This window comes from Vibrio kanaloae, assembly GCF_024347535.1.
Lineage (GTDB): Bacteria > Pseudomonadota > Gammaproteobacteria > Enterobacterales > Vibrionaceae > Vibrio > Vibrio kanaloae.
This window is the reverse complement of the sequence record NZ_AP025497.1, coordinates 1,707,386-1,724,188: the sequence shown is the minus strand read 5'-3', so window position 1 is coordinate 1,724,188 and position 16,803 is coordinate 1,707,386. Positions and strand designations below refer to the sequence as shown.

The 16,803-nt window shown below is 48.3% G+C and carries 10 protein-coding genes (1 of these 10 running past the window's edge); 5 read left to right on the top strand and 5 right to left on the bottom strand.

Annotation, left to right across the window (positions count from 1 at the left end; all coding sequences use genetic code 11):
• Positions 1-152: 152 nt before the first annotated feature.
• Positions 153-632 (top strand): GNAT family N-acetyltransferase, encoded by a 480-nt coding sequence (locus OCV24_RS07975; protein ID WP_017055254.1) that lies wholly within the window; start codon positions 153-155, stop codon positions 630-632.
• A 72-nt stretch (positions 633-704) separates the two neighbouring features.
• The gene (locus tag OCV24_RS07970) at positions 705-2,117 is read left to right on the top strand and encodes a bifunctional NUDIX hydrolase/phosphatase PAP2 family protein (RefSeq protein ID WP_136979297.1); all 1,413 of its coding nucleotides are present in this window, start codon (positions 705-707) and stop codon (positions 2,115-2,117) included.
• A gap of 105 nt (positions 2,118-2,222) precedes the next feature.
• On the opposite strand, the gene OCV24_RS07965 is transcribed toward OCV24_RS07970, so the two are convergent.
• A complete protein-coding gene (locus OCV24_RS07965) occupies positions 2,223-3,032 on the bottom strand; it encodes a Cof-type HAD-IIB family hydrolase (RefSeq protein ID WP_046222893.1) in 810 nt (269 codons plus the stop codon).
• 184 nt (positions 3,033-3,216) lie between these two features.
• On the opposite strand from OCV24_RS07965, the gene queE reads away from it, so the two are divergent.
• The gene (gene queE / locus OCV24_RS07960; RefSeq protein ID WP_315972772.1) at positions 3,217-3,885 is read left to right on the top strand and encodes a 7-carboxy-7-deazaguanine synthase QueE; all 669 of its coding nucleotides are present in this window, start codon (positions 3,217-3,219) and stop codon (positions 3,883-3,885) included.
• Between the two features lie 58 nt (positions 3,886-3,943).
• Positions 3,944-4,639 carry a 7-cyano-7-deazaguanine synthase QueC gene (gene queC, locus OCV24_RS07955; protein ID WP_017055258.1) on the top strand — a complete coding sequence of 232 codons (696 nt, stop codon included), beginning with the start codon at positions 3,944-3,946 and terminating at the stop codon, positions 4,637-4,639.
• On the opposite strand, the gene OCV24_RS07950 is transcribed toward queC, so the two are convergent.
• From OCV24_RS07950 to OCV24_RS07935, 4 genes are all read right to left on the bottom strand, one after another.
• Positions 4,599-6,626: a tetratricopeptide repeat-containing diguanylate cyclase gene (locus OCV24_RS07950; protein ID WP_150877985.1), complete on the bottom strand. Its 2,028-nt coding sequence runs from the start codon at positions 6,624-6,626 to the stop codon at positions 4,599-4,601. The two genes, queC and OCV24_RS07950, sit on opposite strands and share 41 nt — an antisense overlap.
• A gap of 162 nt (positions 6,627-6,788) precedes the next feature.
• On the bottom strand, positions 6,789-7,139 hold the full coding sequence (locus OCV24_RS07945; protein ID WP_017055260.1) for a DUF2750 domain-containing protein: 351 nt from the start codon (positions 7,137-7,139) through the stop codon (positions 6,789-6,791).
• A 133-nt stretch (positions 7,140-7,272) separates the two neighbouring features.
• Entirely contained in the window at positions 7,273-7,890 is a 618-nt protein-coding gene (locus tag OCV24_RS07940; RefSeq protein ID WP_146441934.1) for an OmpA family protein, read from the bottom strand.
• A complete protein-coding gene (locus OCV24_RS07935; protein WP_017055262.1) occupies positions 7,890-9,197 on the bottom strand; it encodes a TolC family outer membrane protein in 1,308 nt (435 codons plus the stop codon). The genes OCV24_RS07940 and OCV24_RS07935 overlap by 1 nt, the downstream gene beginning before the upstream one ends.
• 403 nt (positions 9,198-9,600) lie before the next feature.
• On the opposite strand from OCV24_RS07935, the gene OCV24_RS07930 reads away from it, so the two are divergent.
• Positions 9,601-16,803, top strand: the 5' portion of a protein-coding gene (locus tag OCV24_RS07930) for a VCBS domain-containing protein (protein WP_261878785.1). 20,493 nt of this gene lie beyond the right edge of the window; 7,203 of the gene's 27,696 nt are visible here — the first part of the coding sequence; it begins with the start codon at positions 9,601-9,603; its stop codon lies off the right edge, out of view.

Here is a 16,803-nt window from a genome sequence, read left to right as displayed (position 1 = left end):
AAATATCAACTTATGGTCACAATAATGTGGCCATTTTTGTATCTAAACGTGCCGTTCAAACAATGAATTAATTCAATTACTTGTATAGATACTGACTGCAAGTAAACTAGACTTAATTTAAATACTAATTTGGTTTGAGAAGCGTACTCGTCATGAATGTCACCCTAAGGGCAGCAAAGCACACCGATCTAGAGCAACTTAATGAGTTGATGTTTGATCTTCACCAACATCATCATATTGCATGTCCTGAGCATTTTAAAACGGCTGAAGAAATAGAGCAGGAAAAGAGTATCGCACGATATTTGGATAACCCTGAGTGCTTGGTGTACGTGGCATTAAAAGGGGGACTGATTATTGGTTTTATCTCGGGGCATTTTTGTGAGCTTATCTCAACTGTGAGTAAACCGGTACAGATGGGCAGTGTCGACGAGCTTTTTGTTTTGCCGGAATATCGTAAACTGAAGGTGGCGAAAATGCTGTTTAGTCGTGTTGAGTCGACTTTTGAGGACTATGGCGTGACGCAGGTTTTTGTCGAGGTTTGGGATTTTAATTCACCTGCCAAGGATTTCTATCAAAAAATGGGGTTCACTCCTCATATTCAATGGATGAGAAAGTCTTTGCACGAAACATAGACAGCAGTCTTCGTTGTGTAGGATTACACTAGAGTATTCTGTATTTTCAGCTTTTATTTTTAGGTAAATTTGTTGGTTATTCGATATTTATTAGTTCTTATTTTTTCTCTTTTGAGTACTACTTCCGCTTGGGCTAGCAACACCTTGCCTGATCATGTCGCGGGTGCCTTGTGTGTAGTGCGTGCTGATAACCAAATCGTGTTGGTTGATGAACTGATCACAGGGCGATTATCTCTGCCGGGTGGCACTGTTGTTTCTGGTGAGCCTCCAGCTATCGCAGCGCAACGTGAAACTTGGGAAGAGGCCGGTTTGTCCGTTACTGTTGGTGATGTGCTGGGTTACACCGATAGCGCCGTTGTGTTTGACTGCGTCTCTGATTCTGAAGTGGTCAGTTATCGAGCTCAAAATGAGCTAGGTGGCTTTGAACTTCCTGTCTGGTTTGCTCCTCACTATGGAGTCGAGGTTAGCAGAGCGATGTTGCTTCCTCCTAATGAGTTGGAAGCAAACCAATACCGTTACCCAGAACAGTGGTCTGAGATTAACGAGCTGTTTCTTTCCGCGAAGGAGCAGCCAGTGACTTATGTGACTGAGCTAGTGGGCGCTGCGCCGAAAGTTCACCAAGTTGAACTGAACTGGATTGTTTCACTTCAAAACATGTTCGATAATTTGCCGAGTGTGTTTTCTAGTACGGCACTTTTGACTGACTTACTCGCAAAGCCCTGGGTTTTCATCATTATCCTGCCGTTGATAGCTTGGTATTTTGGCCGTAATTTTGCGTTGAAGTTTGGTTTCACGTTGATATCAGTAACACTGCTTACTTTAATTGCGCACCAAGGCTTTGGTTTTCCACCTCCGCACGCCTATTTACCAACATTGAAACTGGTGCTGAGCAGTGGGTATAGTTTTCCAAGTTTGTTAGCTGCCCTATGGGTCAGTTTAAGCTTATTAGTATTTTGGAAACTAAAGTGTTTGTTTGAACAAAAGTCGATAGTGATTGTGGTCGTTGGTCTACTTTGGATAATGCTGTTTAAGTCTTATTCAGGCAGTGCTTTCTTTAGTGATGTTTTGATTGGCGGCGTATTGGGAGCCTTAACAACGTGGCATATTGTGAGATTAGACGCGAAACCTGATGTTGATATTAGTGTGTTATTGAGCTCTAAAGGTGTTTGGTGGGGCTTGTGCCTGTTATCAATCGTACTTACGGTTATCTGGCCATTACCAACATTCTCATTCTGGGTGGCGATTTTGATGACAATTGCTTGCCTTGTAACATTAACAGACTCAAAACCTTTGGTCGGTCAGTTCTCATTTAAGGTCGTGATTGGGGTCATTGTGATACTACTTGCTGGTAATTTGCTGATCAGTTGGGCGGGGAGCTTTGTCTCTTTTAGTGGTATCGCTTCTTTTATTGTTGAGACGTTACGTTTTCCAATCTTGATTTTATTTGGTGTAGTGGCGTTTCGTCTGCCTTGGGCTCGGAAATAGTTAAACCACTCTTGTTAAATAAAAGAAGGCTGTGCACTGCACAGCCTTCTTTATCTCAAGATGTTTTAGGGCGAGATAGATAAAGCCTAAGGGTTTATCTAACGTTTACGAGTTGAAGATAAATTTTTCAATCGCGACGGCTACACCGTGGTCGTCATTGCTTGCTGTTATGTAGTCAGCTAACTTCTTGGTCTCCTCCATTGCGTTGTCCATTGCAATGCCAAGGCCAGCAAAATTAAGCATGTGATGATCGTTCTCTGCATCACCCATACAGATCACTTCTTCTGCTGCAATACCCAAGTGCTTAGCAATGGCTTCGATACCGACACCTTTGTTTGAGTTCGGGTTAAGAAATTCTAAGAAGAAGGGGGCACTTTGCACGATAGTGAACTGATTCTTAAGCTGCTGAGGTAAGTTGCTTATGATTTCAGTCAATTTCGTTGGTTCAGCTACAATCATAGTTTTTATAATTTCATGATCGTCTTCCAGTTGAGAGAAGTCGAGTTCGGTTATGTCTAAGCCGTTAATACGCGCTTCAATACTTGTGTACTCATTATTCTCTGGAGTAATCAAACCATGAACCTTGCTGAAAGCATGAACATAGCCACCAAGTTGTTCAGCCAATACCGCGACCTCTTTCGCTGCTTTACCATTACTGATCTCGCTATGGATGAGCTCTTTTGTTGAAACGTTCTGAACCATACAGCCATTGTAGAAGAGCACAAAGTCATCGTCGCCATTGATTGAAAGTTCATCTAACTTACTCTGCATGCCTTCTAAAGGGCGACCAGAAGCCAGAACGACTTTCACACCGGTAGCACGAGCTTTGGCAATCGCGTCTTTGTTCTCTTGAGAAATTACTTTTTTACTGTTGAGTAGTGTCCCATCCATATCAAGAGCAATTAGTTTGTACATGTTGTTCCTTACTAAAAATTAAAGCTTAACGAAACCTAATGAACGAAAGGATAAGGGAACTTGAAACTTCAGGCTAGGGGTTTGAGCAACTCATTTATCGCTATTCATTTGTTTGACCAAAACGAGTAAGTGCTTTAAGGTCTGCGGTTGATTAATTTCATCAAATAATAAAGCAGAGGGAAAGTTGTACAAGATTAATGAAATGTTTGAAACCATCCAGGGTGAGGGCATGTTTACTGGCGTTCCCGCTGTTTTTGTTCGTCTGCAAGTTTGTCCTGTAGGCTGTTCTTGGTGCGATACCAAACAGACTTGGGACGCATTACCTAAAGATGAAACTAGTCTTGGTAACATCATGGTTAAAACAGAGGATTCACCAACTTGGTCAGCAATTGATGCTCAAGGAATTGTGAATGAATATATCAAGCAAGGTTACACTGCTAAGCACATTGTGATTACTGGTGGTGAGCCATGCATTTATGATCTTGTTCCTCTTACTGAAGCATTTGAGCAGCACGGTTGTCGCTGTCAGATTGAGACTAGCGGAACATCAGAAGTTAAAGCCACACCGGATACTTGGGTTACGGTGTCACCGAAGGTGGCGATGAAAGCGAAACTGGAAATTTTAGATAGCGCTTTACAACGTGCTAACGAAATTAAGCATCCAGTAGGCACAAGCAAAGACATCGAACAACTTGACGGTTTATTGGAGCGAGCTGCGGTTGCTAGTGACACTGTTATCGCTCTGCAACCAATCAGCCAAAAAGACCGCGCTACTCAACTTTGTATTGATACCTGCATTGAGCGCAATTGGCACTTATCAATACAAACTCACAAATATTTGAGCATCGCATAGGTTGTATTTTTACTGGGCAAGATAAGTCGCTAGTAGAAGGTTCTCGTAAGGATTTAAGATGAAAAAAGCAGTGGTAGTATTCAGTGGTGGTCAAGACTCAACAACGTGTCTTGTTCAGGCATTAAAAGAGTATGATGAAGTTCATGCTATTACGTTTGATTATGGTCAGCGTCATAGACTCGAGATTGAAGTTGCGGAGTCATTGTCGAAAGAGCTTGGTGTAAAAGCGCACAAAGTGATGGATGTGACTTTGTTGAATGAACTGGCTATCAGCTCTCTGACTCGTGACGATATTCCTGTGTCTCATGAGCTGCAAGAGAATGGGCTGCCGAATTCATTCGTTCCTGGTCGTAATATTCTATTCCTAACTCTAGCGGGCATTTACGCTTACCAAATCGGTGCTGAAACCGTGATTACAGGTGTGTGTGAAACAGACTTTTCTGGTTACCCTGATTGCCGTAATGACTTTGTGAAGGCGATGAACTCGGCACTTGTACAAGGTATGGACAAGAAGCTTGATATCAAAACTCCATTAATGTGGCTGAATAAAGCTGAAACATGGGCGATGGCCGACCAGTATTCAGCACTTGATCTTGTTCGTAACAAAACCCTGACTTGCTACAACGGTATTATCGGTGATGGCTGTGGCGATTGTCCTGCGTGTGAACTGCGTAAAGTTGGCCTTAACGACTACTTAGCTGACCGTGAAAGCATTATGGTTGAGTTGGTTCGTAAACAGACGGAGTATAAATAGCTTCAGGTAGATCAATCGGTTCGCTATAAGCATCAATGATACAGTTTCGACCATTACTCTTTGCTTGATACAACGCTTGGTCAAGAACAGAGTAGAGCTCATCAAAGTCACTTAGTGCGTTTGAGGTTGCTAGATACGCAAAACTCGCGGTTACATTAAGTGGCTTTTTGCTTTCTGACAGAAAGATACTGTTTGATATTGCATAATGCAGTTCTTCTACACGTTCACGCACCTCAGAAGGCTTGATGTCGGTCAGCATGACAAGAAATTCTTCGCCGCCCAAGCGGCCAAATAACTCACCTTTTACTAAATGCTTTCTTATTTGATTACCCACATAAACGAGTGCTCTGTCACCTGTTGGGTGACCATATTCATCATTAATCTGCTTAAACTTATCTAGGTCGAGCAAAATAAGAACATGTTGCCTATTTGTTCTTTGGCAACGTTTAATTTGCTTAATTCTGCGTATTATCTCGGTGCGGTTGTATGATTTTGTCATGCCATCAATAGTAGCCTTCGCTCGAATTGCTCTATTTACTAACATGGTTAAGATTGTTGTGCATAGCAACACCATTACAATGATATTGTACACTCGCCGTTGATGTTCCATTTTTTCAATATAAAGTCGGTCTTGTCTTGTTTGATGTGTTAAGAGTGAGTGTTTTAATTCTTGATCGTATCTGGCGTGAGTAAGATCGAGCGCTTCAAAAGCTAACCTGATGTCTGTGTTTCGCGCTTCCATTTCTATAGCCGTGTATCGTTGATACAAATAGAAAGCCTGTTTGTAATCTTCGAGGGTTTGCTCAATATCAGATAGTTGAAGAAGTGCTTGAGCAATATATTTGGGCCTTGTGACTTGTTCGGCTAATTCTAGCGCTTGTTGAGCATAATTAAGTGCTTCTGTTGTTAGTTGTTGTTCTTCGAACATGTCACTTATTGTAAGGTAAGCATTAATTCGAATGACATCATTATTGAGTTCATTGGATGCTGAAAGAGACTCGACTAGGTAGCTTTGGGCTAAATCATATTCTTTTGCTTGGGTATAGGCTTTTCCTAAACCTAAGTTTGCCATAGCGATGCCGTAGTTATGAGAAGATGCAACCAATAGTGTTTTTGCTTTTATAAAATGGTCGATTGCTAAACTGTTTTTTCTTTGGTTTAGGTATAGGTCAGCTAGGCTGTGATGAACTTGAGCTCTCATCAAATCAGAAGCATTAGCTCTGAGAGTCAACGCTTCCTCTAAGTACTGCGCCGACTTTTCGTATTGCTTTAGCTCTTTAAGTAAATTACCAACATCGTTATAGATTCCTGAAATATCATGCCCTTGTGGAAACACATTGATCAAAGATAGGTAGGTATTTAACGCAGCTTGATAATCACTACGGAAATGGTGATTATTGGCGATTACGCGATAAGTAGTGAACTTAGGGAGTACAGGGTCTTCTATCTGCTCCAAAGCATTTTTAAGTGCTGAGCAATAGTAGTTTGCTTGATGATACTTAGCTTGCTCGTTTAACGAACGACATAACTGATACTTCAATAGCGCACGGCCAGTTTGGTCGTTCCATGACTGCATTTTCGTCAGTAAGGTTAAAAAAATCTTTTGAGCTTGCTCATTTTCTCCTTGAGCATCCTTTGTAAGAGCCAAAATAAACGCTTCTTCAATGGCTTGATATTCCTTATCTTTGTTGTCCATACCATAAAATGGCTGACCTCTGTGCATCATATATTGATATAACAGGGATGATATGTAGAGCTTATCTCCAAAATGACTTAGGTTAGTGTAGCGCGTTTGGAGCATATTCAATGCACGTGCTGGTGAGTGTTTCAGAGTCGATAGATAAAGCGCATTCCAATCGGCATTGGGAGTCTCATGTAGATTGGAGGAGGGGATTGATGAATCATGTAGTTCATCTGCTGTTGATATTTGGCTATAAGAATAAAAGCTAATGAAAAGCAGCAAGGCAATGAAAGTGGAGTGTATCACAATGAACTATCAATCAAATAAAGAACGATATTCTATAATTAGTTTGATGTTGCTTCAATTTTTAAGGGTGTCGGTGGGGGACTATGCGAGGTAAGTCTCTAACTTGTTGATATCTATTTAAGATAAATAGGCCGTACGCACTCGTACGGCCTATAATGAAAATTAGATGTATAATTTCGCTAGGTCCGAAGGCTCTAGTTCTTTACCTTCTAAGCTTGCATTCCAGTTAGTACCAACAAGAACACCATCTTCAGCAAGAGTCAGTAACCAATCTTCCACAAAAATATCAAGTGGAATTTCTAGTACTTCAAAGTCGGCCCACTCTTCTACGTTATGAGCGAGGGCATCTTCTTTTGATGACCAAAATGGCATAACTTCGCTAGTTTCGAATTCAGTTGAGTCACATGCTAGCCAACCTTCTTCATTGCGAAGGCCCCATACAAGTTTTGTCTCTTGTGTTTCTGAAACGAAAAGTTCTAGGTTTGCTTGAGTATCAGCTGTTAGTTTGCTCATGGATTAAATCTCTATGTTGATAACGTGGCAAGATTAACATTATAGAAGGCTTAGGTACATGCTGTTCAAGGAATTATAAGAAAGCTGAAACGTTACTTATATAACGTTTCAGCTTAGATACCGTGGGTTGTGACTACCTTCCAAGTTTTGTGAAGATATGCCATTCTTCTTTAATATTACCTTTAAATCCAGCAACGGAAGCAACTACTTTTCGGTTTAATGCGTGGCTGATTTTGGTCCCCTCGCTATCGAAAACGGTATCCCCATAACCAATAATAGTCACTCTAGATGGTTGAATACCGTTGCTAATTAGAGCTCGTCTTACGTTTGATGCTCGTTTTTTAGATAGATCTAAGTTATGAGCCGAATTTCCGACTTTGCTGGCGTAACCTTGAAGGCGAATAGTGGTACTTTCATAGCGTTTTAAAAACGCTGCCATTTGACGGATTTGGCCAAGAAAAACAGGATTAATTTCTGTTGAGTTGTTGGCAAATAATATATGAAGTTCTTTCTCCTCCGTAGACTCGAAATAAGAGCCACAGCCATCATTATCTATCTCTGCGCCAATTTGTGTATCAATACATAAATCACGGGCGTTGATAACACCATCGTTGTCATCGTCTTCTAGATCGTAACTTTGCACGCTCTCTGGGAGCGCTCGATATTCGAATTCTTCATCGTTTGTGTCAGCTAAAATGTTGGCGGAAGCAACAAATAGACAGAGCGGAAATACAGTTTTTAGTAGCTTCATTAATATTCTACCTTTTCATTCCATTCTTGTGGGATATCGACACGTAAACCTGTCAGCAAATTACCGGTCGCGTTCATGACCCGATATTTAGCATATTGTTCATCATACTTGGCATCTAAATAACCTTTACGAGCTTCAAAGAGTTCATTCTCAGTGTTAAGTAAATCCAGAAGTGTTCGTTTACCGATGCGGTATTGCTTCTCGTAAGAGATAACCGTATCTGATGCTGAGTCTACGTGGTCTGATAAGAACTCTTTTTGTTGTACGGTTAAATCCAGAGCGCTCCACGAGAGGCGTAAACTCTCTTCTACATTACGGTAAGTGCTCTCGCGAAGGTCTTTGGCCTTGTTGAGTTGGTAAGCTGCACTTTCTGCACGGTCTTGGTCTGAACCACCGTTATACAGGTTGTACCTTAAACGAACCATAGCAGAAAACTCATCGCTGCTACCTTCATTACCGCCAGCATCGTCACGCCAGGTTTGAGCTGCTTCAAAAGAAACGGTCGGGTAATTTGAGCTTTTAGACTGTTTATATTGGAACTTAGCTGAGTCCACATCGGCTTGTGCAATTTTGATTACAGGGTGTTGGTTAAAAGCTTTCGCAAGAGCGCCATCTACGGTGTAAGGAATTGCTCCAGCGTCCGCTCGCGGAAACACTAAACCTAAAGGTGACTGTCCAACAATACGCTTAAATTGAGTATGTGTATCAAACAAATTGTTTTGCGCTGCGAGTAAATTACCATGAGCTTTAGCAATACGAGCTTCTACTTGGGACATATCTGCTGTAGAACCAATACCTGATTCGACACGTTTTTTAATATCGCTGTAGATATCCTTGTGTGTTGCTAGGTTGTTTTCAGAAAGGGTGAGTACTTCATAAGCTTTCACAGCATCAAGGTATATTTTGGTTACCTCTAGAGCGATATCTTGGGCGTTAGAGAGTAATTGGTAACGAACAGATTCTGCATCAGCCGCGGTACGATCAATATCGTTGGAAGTATTTGCGCCATCCCAAATTAACTGAGTCAAAGTAATCGTCGCTTCCTTTCGAGTCAGATCTGTCGTGTTCTGGTTAGTGACGAGATCCGTATGCTCATAGCCAATTCCACCATCCAAATCTATGCTCGGCCGGTAAGCACCACCGGAAGCATCATTTAGGTAACGTTTACTCACGTATTCGTTATACGCACTTTTAATTTCAGGATTACCTTCTAGAGTAAACGCAACGGCTTGTTCTAAGGTTTGCGCCGCCGCAGGTAAGCTCAAACTTATAGCTAACCCCAATGTTGTTTTTTGAACCCAATTCAATTTACATCTCCCCACAATTAAGCCCACACCTAAGTCTTCAATTTCTATCGTTATATATGAATTTTAGGTGAACCGCCAAAAAAATCACGTTCGCTAACCTAGTGAACGTAAATAGTTGTAAAAATGTTAACAGATTAATGCGCATTTTATGGTGTTATCGAGAGCATTAATCTTATGTGTTTAAACCTATTATTTGCCGTAAACACAATAGCTTATATCGTTGATATGAGCACTTTGATTATTGTGTGATGTGACCACTGTCATTACCTTGTCACTTAGCTTGATAAATACTAGATTCATAACTAGGAATTATACGTTGTTAAGTGTTATATTTTAACTAATATTATAAATAAGATGTCATAAGTTTGACGTTGCTAATGAAAAGTGGGTTTTAGGGGATTATATGGACGTGACAGTATTGAATTTGGTTAGTTTACTTGCACTTGGTCAGCGCATTGTTATCTCACTCGATGGTACGATTCGAGTCCTACAAGATGGTGAGTCTCTGCAACCAGGGGATGTAATTCTTGAGTCCCCAAATGAATCTCAGATATCAATAAAACGATTTTCACCTGAAGACGGCAGCGAAGTTGAACTTGAACAAGACATCGCAAATATCTTTGCGGCTTTAGAGGAAGGTCAAGACCCGACCGAATTAGGCGAAGAGTTTGCGACTGAAGCTGGTCAAAATGGTTCGAGTATAAGTATCAGTGCAACCATTGAGCGAAATGGTCAAGAAACTACCCCAGGTACCGAATTTGTCACAACGGGCTTTGAAGCGTTGGGTATGTCTCGTACTCAAAGCTTGAGTCTGCTAGATGCCTTTCGTTCGATTGAGCAATCTAATAATCTTTCTACCTTTGTTGATAGCAATAATGACCCTATTGGCAATACTGAGGTCGTGGCCTCTGAAACCGATGCGGCGTTGAGCTTGACCGGCACCTTGACCGCGACGGACGTGGACAACGCAGACAACACCTTCACAGCGACAAGCAAAGAAGGCAGCTACGGCACGTTCAGCATCGCGGAAAACGGCGAGTGGACGTTCGTGGCGAACAGTGCGTTCAATGAGATGAATGTTGGCGACAGCAAAGTCGAAAGCTTCACGGTGACGTCGGTAGACGGCACAGAGCAAGTCGTGAAAGTGACGATCAATGGCACCAACGATGCGGCGACGATAGAAGGCGACACTGAGGTCGTGGCCTCTGAAACCGATGCGGCGTTGAGCTTGACGGGCACCTTGTTCGCAAGCGACGTGGACAACACAGACAACGTGTTCCAGGCGCAAACCGATGCGGCGGGCGAATACGGCACGTTCAGTGTGGATGCGAATGGCGAGTGGACCTACGTGCTGAATAACGGCAACGAGACGGTCGATGCGTTGAACGTGGACGATACACTGACAGAAACCTTCACGGTGAAATCGGAAGACGGCACACCGCAGGTGGTGACCATCACCATCAAAGGTGCGAACGACGGCGCGGACATCACAGGCGATGTCGCAGGCGACGTGACCGAAGACGCGGCGGATAACACCGCGACGGGCACCTTGTTCGCAAGCGACGTGGACAACACAGACAACGTGTTCCAGGCGCAAACCGATGCGGCGGGCGAATACGGCACGTTCAGTGTGGATGCGAATGGCGAGTGGACCTACGTGCTGAATAACGGCAACGAGACGGTCGATGCGTTGAACGTGGACGATACACTGACAGAAACCTTCACGGTGAAATCGGAAGACGGCACACCGCAGGTGGTGACCATCACCATCAAAGGTGCGAACGACGGCGCGGACATCACAGGCGATGTCGCAGGCGACGTGACCGAAGACGCGGCGGATAACACCGCGACGGGCACCTTGTTCGCAAGCGACGTGGACAACACAGACAACGTGTTCCAGGCGCAAACCGATGCGGCGGGCGAATACGGCACGTTCAGTGTGGATGCGAATGGCGAGTGGACCTACGTGCTGAATAACGGCAACGAGACGGTCGATGCGTTGAACGTGGACGATACACTGACAGAAACCTTCACGGTGAAATCGGAAGACGGCACACCGCAGGTGGTGACCATCACCATCAAAGGTGCGAACGACGGCGCGGACATCACAGGCGATGTCGCAGGCGACGTGACCGAAGACGCGGCGGATAACACCGCGACGGGCACCTTGTTCGCAAGCGACGTGGACAACACAGACAACGTGTTCCAGGCGCAAACCGATGCGGCGGGCGAATACGGCACGTTCAGTGTGGATGCGAATGGCGAGTGGACCTACGTGCTGAATAACGGCAACGAGACGGTCGATGCGTTGAACGTGGACGATACACTGACAGAAACCTTCACGGTGAAATCGGAAGACGGCACACCGCAGGTGGTGACCATCACCATCAAAGGTGCGAACGACGGCGCGGACATCACAGGCGATGTCGCAGGCGACGTGACCGAAGACGCGGCGGATAACACCGCGACGGGCACCTTGTTCGCAAGCGACGTGGACAACACAGACAACGTGTTCCAGGCGCAAACCGATGCGGCGGGCGAATACGGCACGTTCAGTGTGGATGCGAATGGCGAGTGGACCTACGTGCTGAATAACGGCAACGAGACGGTCGATGCGTTGAACGTGGACGATACACTGACAGAAACCTTCACGGTGAAATCGGAAGACGGCACACCGCAGGTGGTGACCATCACCATCAAAGGTGCGAACGACGGCGCGGACATCACAGGCGATGTCGCAGGCGACGTGACCGAAGACGCGGCGGATAACACCGCGACGGGCACCTTGTTCGCAAGCGACGTGGACAACACAGACAACGTGTTCCAGGCGCAAACCGATGCGGCGGGCGAATACGGCACGTTCAGTGTGGATGCGAATGGCGAGTGGACCTACGTGCTGAATAACGGCAACGAGACGGTCGATGCGTTGAACGTGGACGATACACTGACAGAAACCTTCACGGTGAAATCGGAAGACGGCACACCGCAGGTGGTGACCATCACCATCAAAGGTGCGAACGACGGCGCGGACATCACAGGCGATGTCGCAGGCGACGTGACCGAAGACGCGGCGGATAACACCGCGACGGGCACCTTGTTCGCAAGCGACGTGGACAACACAGACAACGTGTTCCAGGCGCAAACCGATGCGGCGGGCGAATACGGCACGTTCAGTGTGGATGCGAATGGCGAGTGGACCTACGTGCTGAATAACGGCAACGAGACGGTCGATGCGTTGAACGTGGACGATACACTGACAGAAACCTTCACGGTGAAATCGGAAGACGGCACACCGCAGGTGGTGACCATCACCATCAAAGGTGCGAACGACGGCGCGGACATCACAGGCGATGTCGCAGGCGACGTGACCGAAGACGCGGCGGATAACACCGCGACGGGCACCTTGTTCGCAAGCGACGTGGACAACACAGACAACGTGTTCCAGGCGCAAACCGATGCGGCGGGCGAATACGGCACGTTCAGTGTGGATGCGAATGGCGAGTGGACCTACGTGCTGAATAACGGCAACGAGACGGTCGATGCGTTGAACGTGGACGATACACTGACAGAAACCTTCACGGTGAAATCGGAAGACGGCACACCGCAGGTGGTGACCATCACCATCAAAGGTGCGAACGACGGCGCGGACATCACAGGCGATGTCGCAGGCGACGTGACCGAAGACGCGGCGGATAACACCGCGACGGGCACCTTGTTCGCAAGCGACGTGGACAACACAGACAACGTGTTCCAGGCGCAAACCGATGCGGCGGGCGAATACGGCACGTTCAGTGTGGATGCGAATGGCGAGTGGACCTACGTGCTGAATAACGGCAACGAGACGGTCGATGCGTTGAACGTGGACGATACACTGACAGAAACCTTCACGGTGAAATCGGAAGACGGCACACCGCAGGTGGTGACCATCACCATCAAAGGTGCGAACGACGGCGCGGACATCACAGGCGATGTCGCAGGCGACGTGACCGAAGACGCGGCGGATAACACCGCGACGGGCACCTTGTTCGCAAGCGACGTGGACAACACAGACAACGTGTTCCAGGCGCAAACCGATGCGGCGGGCGAATACGGCACGTTCAGTGTGGATGCGAATGGCGAGTGGACCTACGTGCTGAATAACGGCAACGAGACGGTCGATGCGTTGAACGTGGACGATACACTGACAGAAACCTTCACGGTGAAATCGGAAGACGGCACACCGCAGGTGGTGACCATCACCATCAAAGGTGCGAACGACGGCGCGGACATCACAGGCGATGTCGCAGGCGACGTGACCGAAGACGCGGCGGATAACACCGCGACGGGCACCTTGTTCGCAAGCGACGTGGACAACACAGACAACGTGTTCCAGGCGCAAACCGATGCGGCGGGCGAATACGGCACGTTCAGTGTGGATGCGAATGGCGAGTGGACCTACGTGCTGAATAACGGCAACGAGACGGTCGATGCGTTGAACGTGGACGATACACTGACAGAAACCTTCACGGTGAAATCGGAAGACGGCACACCGCAGGTGGTGACCATCACCATCAAAGGTGCGAACGACGGCGCGGACATCACAGGCGATGTCGCAGGCGACGTGACCGAAGACGCGGCGGATAACACCGCGACGGGCACCTTGTTCGCAAGCGACGTGGACAACACAGACAACGTGTTCCAGGCGCAAACCGATGCGGCGGGCGAATACGGCACGTTCAGTGTGGATGCGAATGGCGAGTGGACCTACGTGCTGAATAACGGCAACGAGACGGTCGATGCGTTGAACGTGGACGATACACTGACAGAAACCTTCACGGTGAAATCGGAAGACGGCACACCGCAGGTGGTGACCATCACCATCAAAGGTGCGAACGACGGCGCGGACATCACAGGCGATGTCGCAGGCGACGTGACCGAAGACGCGGCGGATAACACCGCGACGGGCACCTTGTTCGCAAGCGACGTGGACAACACAGACAACGTGTTCCAGGCGCAAACCGATGCGGCGGGCGAATACGGCACGTTCAGTGTGGATGCGAATGGCGAGTGGACCTACGTGCTGAATAACGGCAACGAGACGGTCGATGCGTTGAACGTGGACGATACACTGACAGAAACCTTCACGGTGAAATCGGAAGACGGCACACCGCAGGTGGTGACCATCACCATCAAAGGTGCGAACGACGGCGCGGACATCACAGGCGATGTCGCAGGCGACGTGACCGAAGACGCGGCGGATAACACCGCGACGGGCACCTTGTTCGCAAGCGACGTGGACAACACAGACAACGTGTTCCAGGCGCAAACCGATGCGGCGGGCGAATACGGCACGTTCAGTGTGGATGCGAATGGCGAGTGGACCTACGTGCTGAATAACGGCAACGAGACGGTCGATGCGTTGAACGTGGACGATACACTGACAGAAACCTTCACGGTGAAATCGGAAGACGGCACACCGCAGGTGGTGACCATCACCATCAAAGGTGCGAACGACGGCGCGGACATCACAGGCGATGTCGCAGGCGACGTGACCGAAGACGCGGCGGATAACACCGCGACGGGCACCTTGTTCGCAAGCGACGTGGACAACACAGACAACGTGTTCCAGGCGCAAACCGATGCGGCGGGCGAATACGGCACGTTCAGTGTGGATGCGAATGGCGAGTGGACCTACGTGCTGAATAACGGCAACGAGACGGTCGATGCGTTGAACGTGGACGATACACTGACAGAAACCTTCACGGTGAAATCGGAAGACGGCACACCGCAGGTGGTGACCATCACCATCAAAGGTGCGAACGACGGCGCGGACATCACAGGCGATGTCGCAGGCGACGTGACCGAAGACGCGGCGGATAACACCGCGACGGGCACCTTGTTCGCAAGCGACGTGGACAACACAGACAACGTGTTCCAGGCGCAAACCGATGCGGCGGGCGAATACGGCACGTTCAGTGTGGATGCGAATGGCGAGTGGACCTACGTGCTGAATAACGGCAACGAGACGGTCGATGCGTTGAACGTGGACGATACACTGACAGAAACCTTCACGGTGAAATCGGAAGACGGCACACCGCAGGTGGTGACCATCACCATCAAAGGTGCGAACGACGGCGCGGACATCACAGGCGATGTCGCAGGCGACGTGACCGAAGACGCGGCGGATAACACCGCGACGGGCACCTTGTTCGCAAGCGACGTGGACAACACAGACAACGTGTTCCAGGCGCAAACCGATGCGGCGGGCGAATACGGCACGTTCAGTGTGGATGCGAATGGCGAGTGGACCTACGTGCTGAATAACGGCAACGAGACGGTCGATGCGTTGAACGTGGACGATACACTGACAGAAACCTTCACGGTGAAATCGGAAGACGGCACACCGCAGGTGGTGACCATCACCATCAAAGGTGCGAACGACGGCGCGGACATCACAGGCGATGTCGCAGGCGACGTGACCGAAGACGCGGCGGATAACACCGCGACGGGCACCTTGTTCGCAAGCGACGTGGACAACACAGACAACGTGTTCCAGGCGCAAACCGATGCGGCGGGCGAATACGGCACGTTCAGTGTGGATGCGAATGGCGAGTGGACCTACGTGCTGAATAACGGCAACGAGACGGTCGATGCGTTGAACGTGGACGATACACTGACAGAAACCTTCACGGTGAAATCGGAAGACGGCACACCGCAGGTGGTGACCATCACCATCAAAGGTGCGAACGACGGCGCGGACATCACAGGCGATGTCGCAGGCGACGTGACCGAAGACGCGGCGGATAACACCGCGACGGGCACCTTGTTCGCAAGCGACGTGGACAACACAGACAACGTGTTCCAGGCGCAAACCGATGCGGCGGGCGAATACGGCACGTTCAGTGTGGATGCGAATGGCGAGTGGACCTACGTGCTGAATAACGGCAACGAGACGGTCGATGCGTTGAACGTGGACGATACACTGACAGAAACCTTCACGGTGAAATCGGAAGACGGCACACCGCAGGTGGTGACCATCACCATCAAAGGTGCGAACGACGGCGCGGACATCACAGGCGATGTCGCAGGCGACGTGACCGAAGACGCGGCGGATAACACCGCGACGGGCACCTTGTTCGCAAGCGACGTGGACAACACAGACAACGTGTTCCAGGCGCAAACCGATGCGGCGGGCGAATACGGCACGTTCAGTGTGGATGCGAATGGCGAGTGGACCTACGTGCTGAATAACGGCAACGAGACGGTCGATGCGTTGAACGTGGACGATACACTGACAGAAACCTTCACGGTGAAATCGGAAGACGGCACACCGCAGGTGGTGACCATCACCATCAAAGGTGCGAACGACGGCGCGGACATCACAGGCGATGTCGCAGGCGACGTGACCGAAGACGCGGCGGATAACACCGCGACGGGCACCTTGTTCGCAAGCGACGTGGACAACACAGACAACGTGTTCCAGGCGCAAACCGATGCGGCGGGCGAATACGGCACGTTCAGTGTGGATGCGAATGGCGAGTGGACCTACGTGCTGAATAACGGCAACGAGACGGTCGATGCGTTGAACGTGGACGATACACTGACAGAAACCTTCACGGTGAAATCG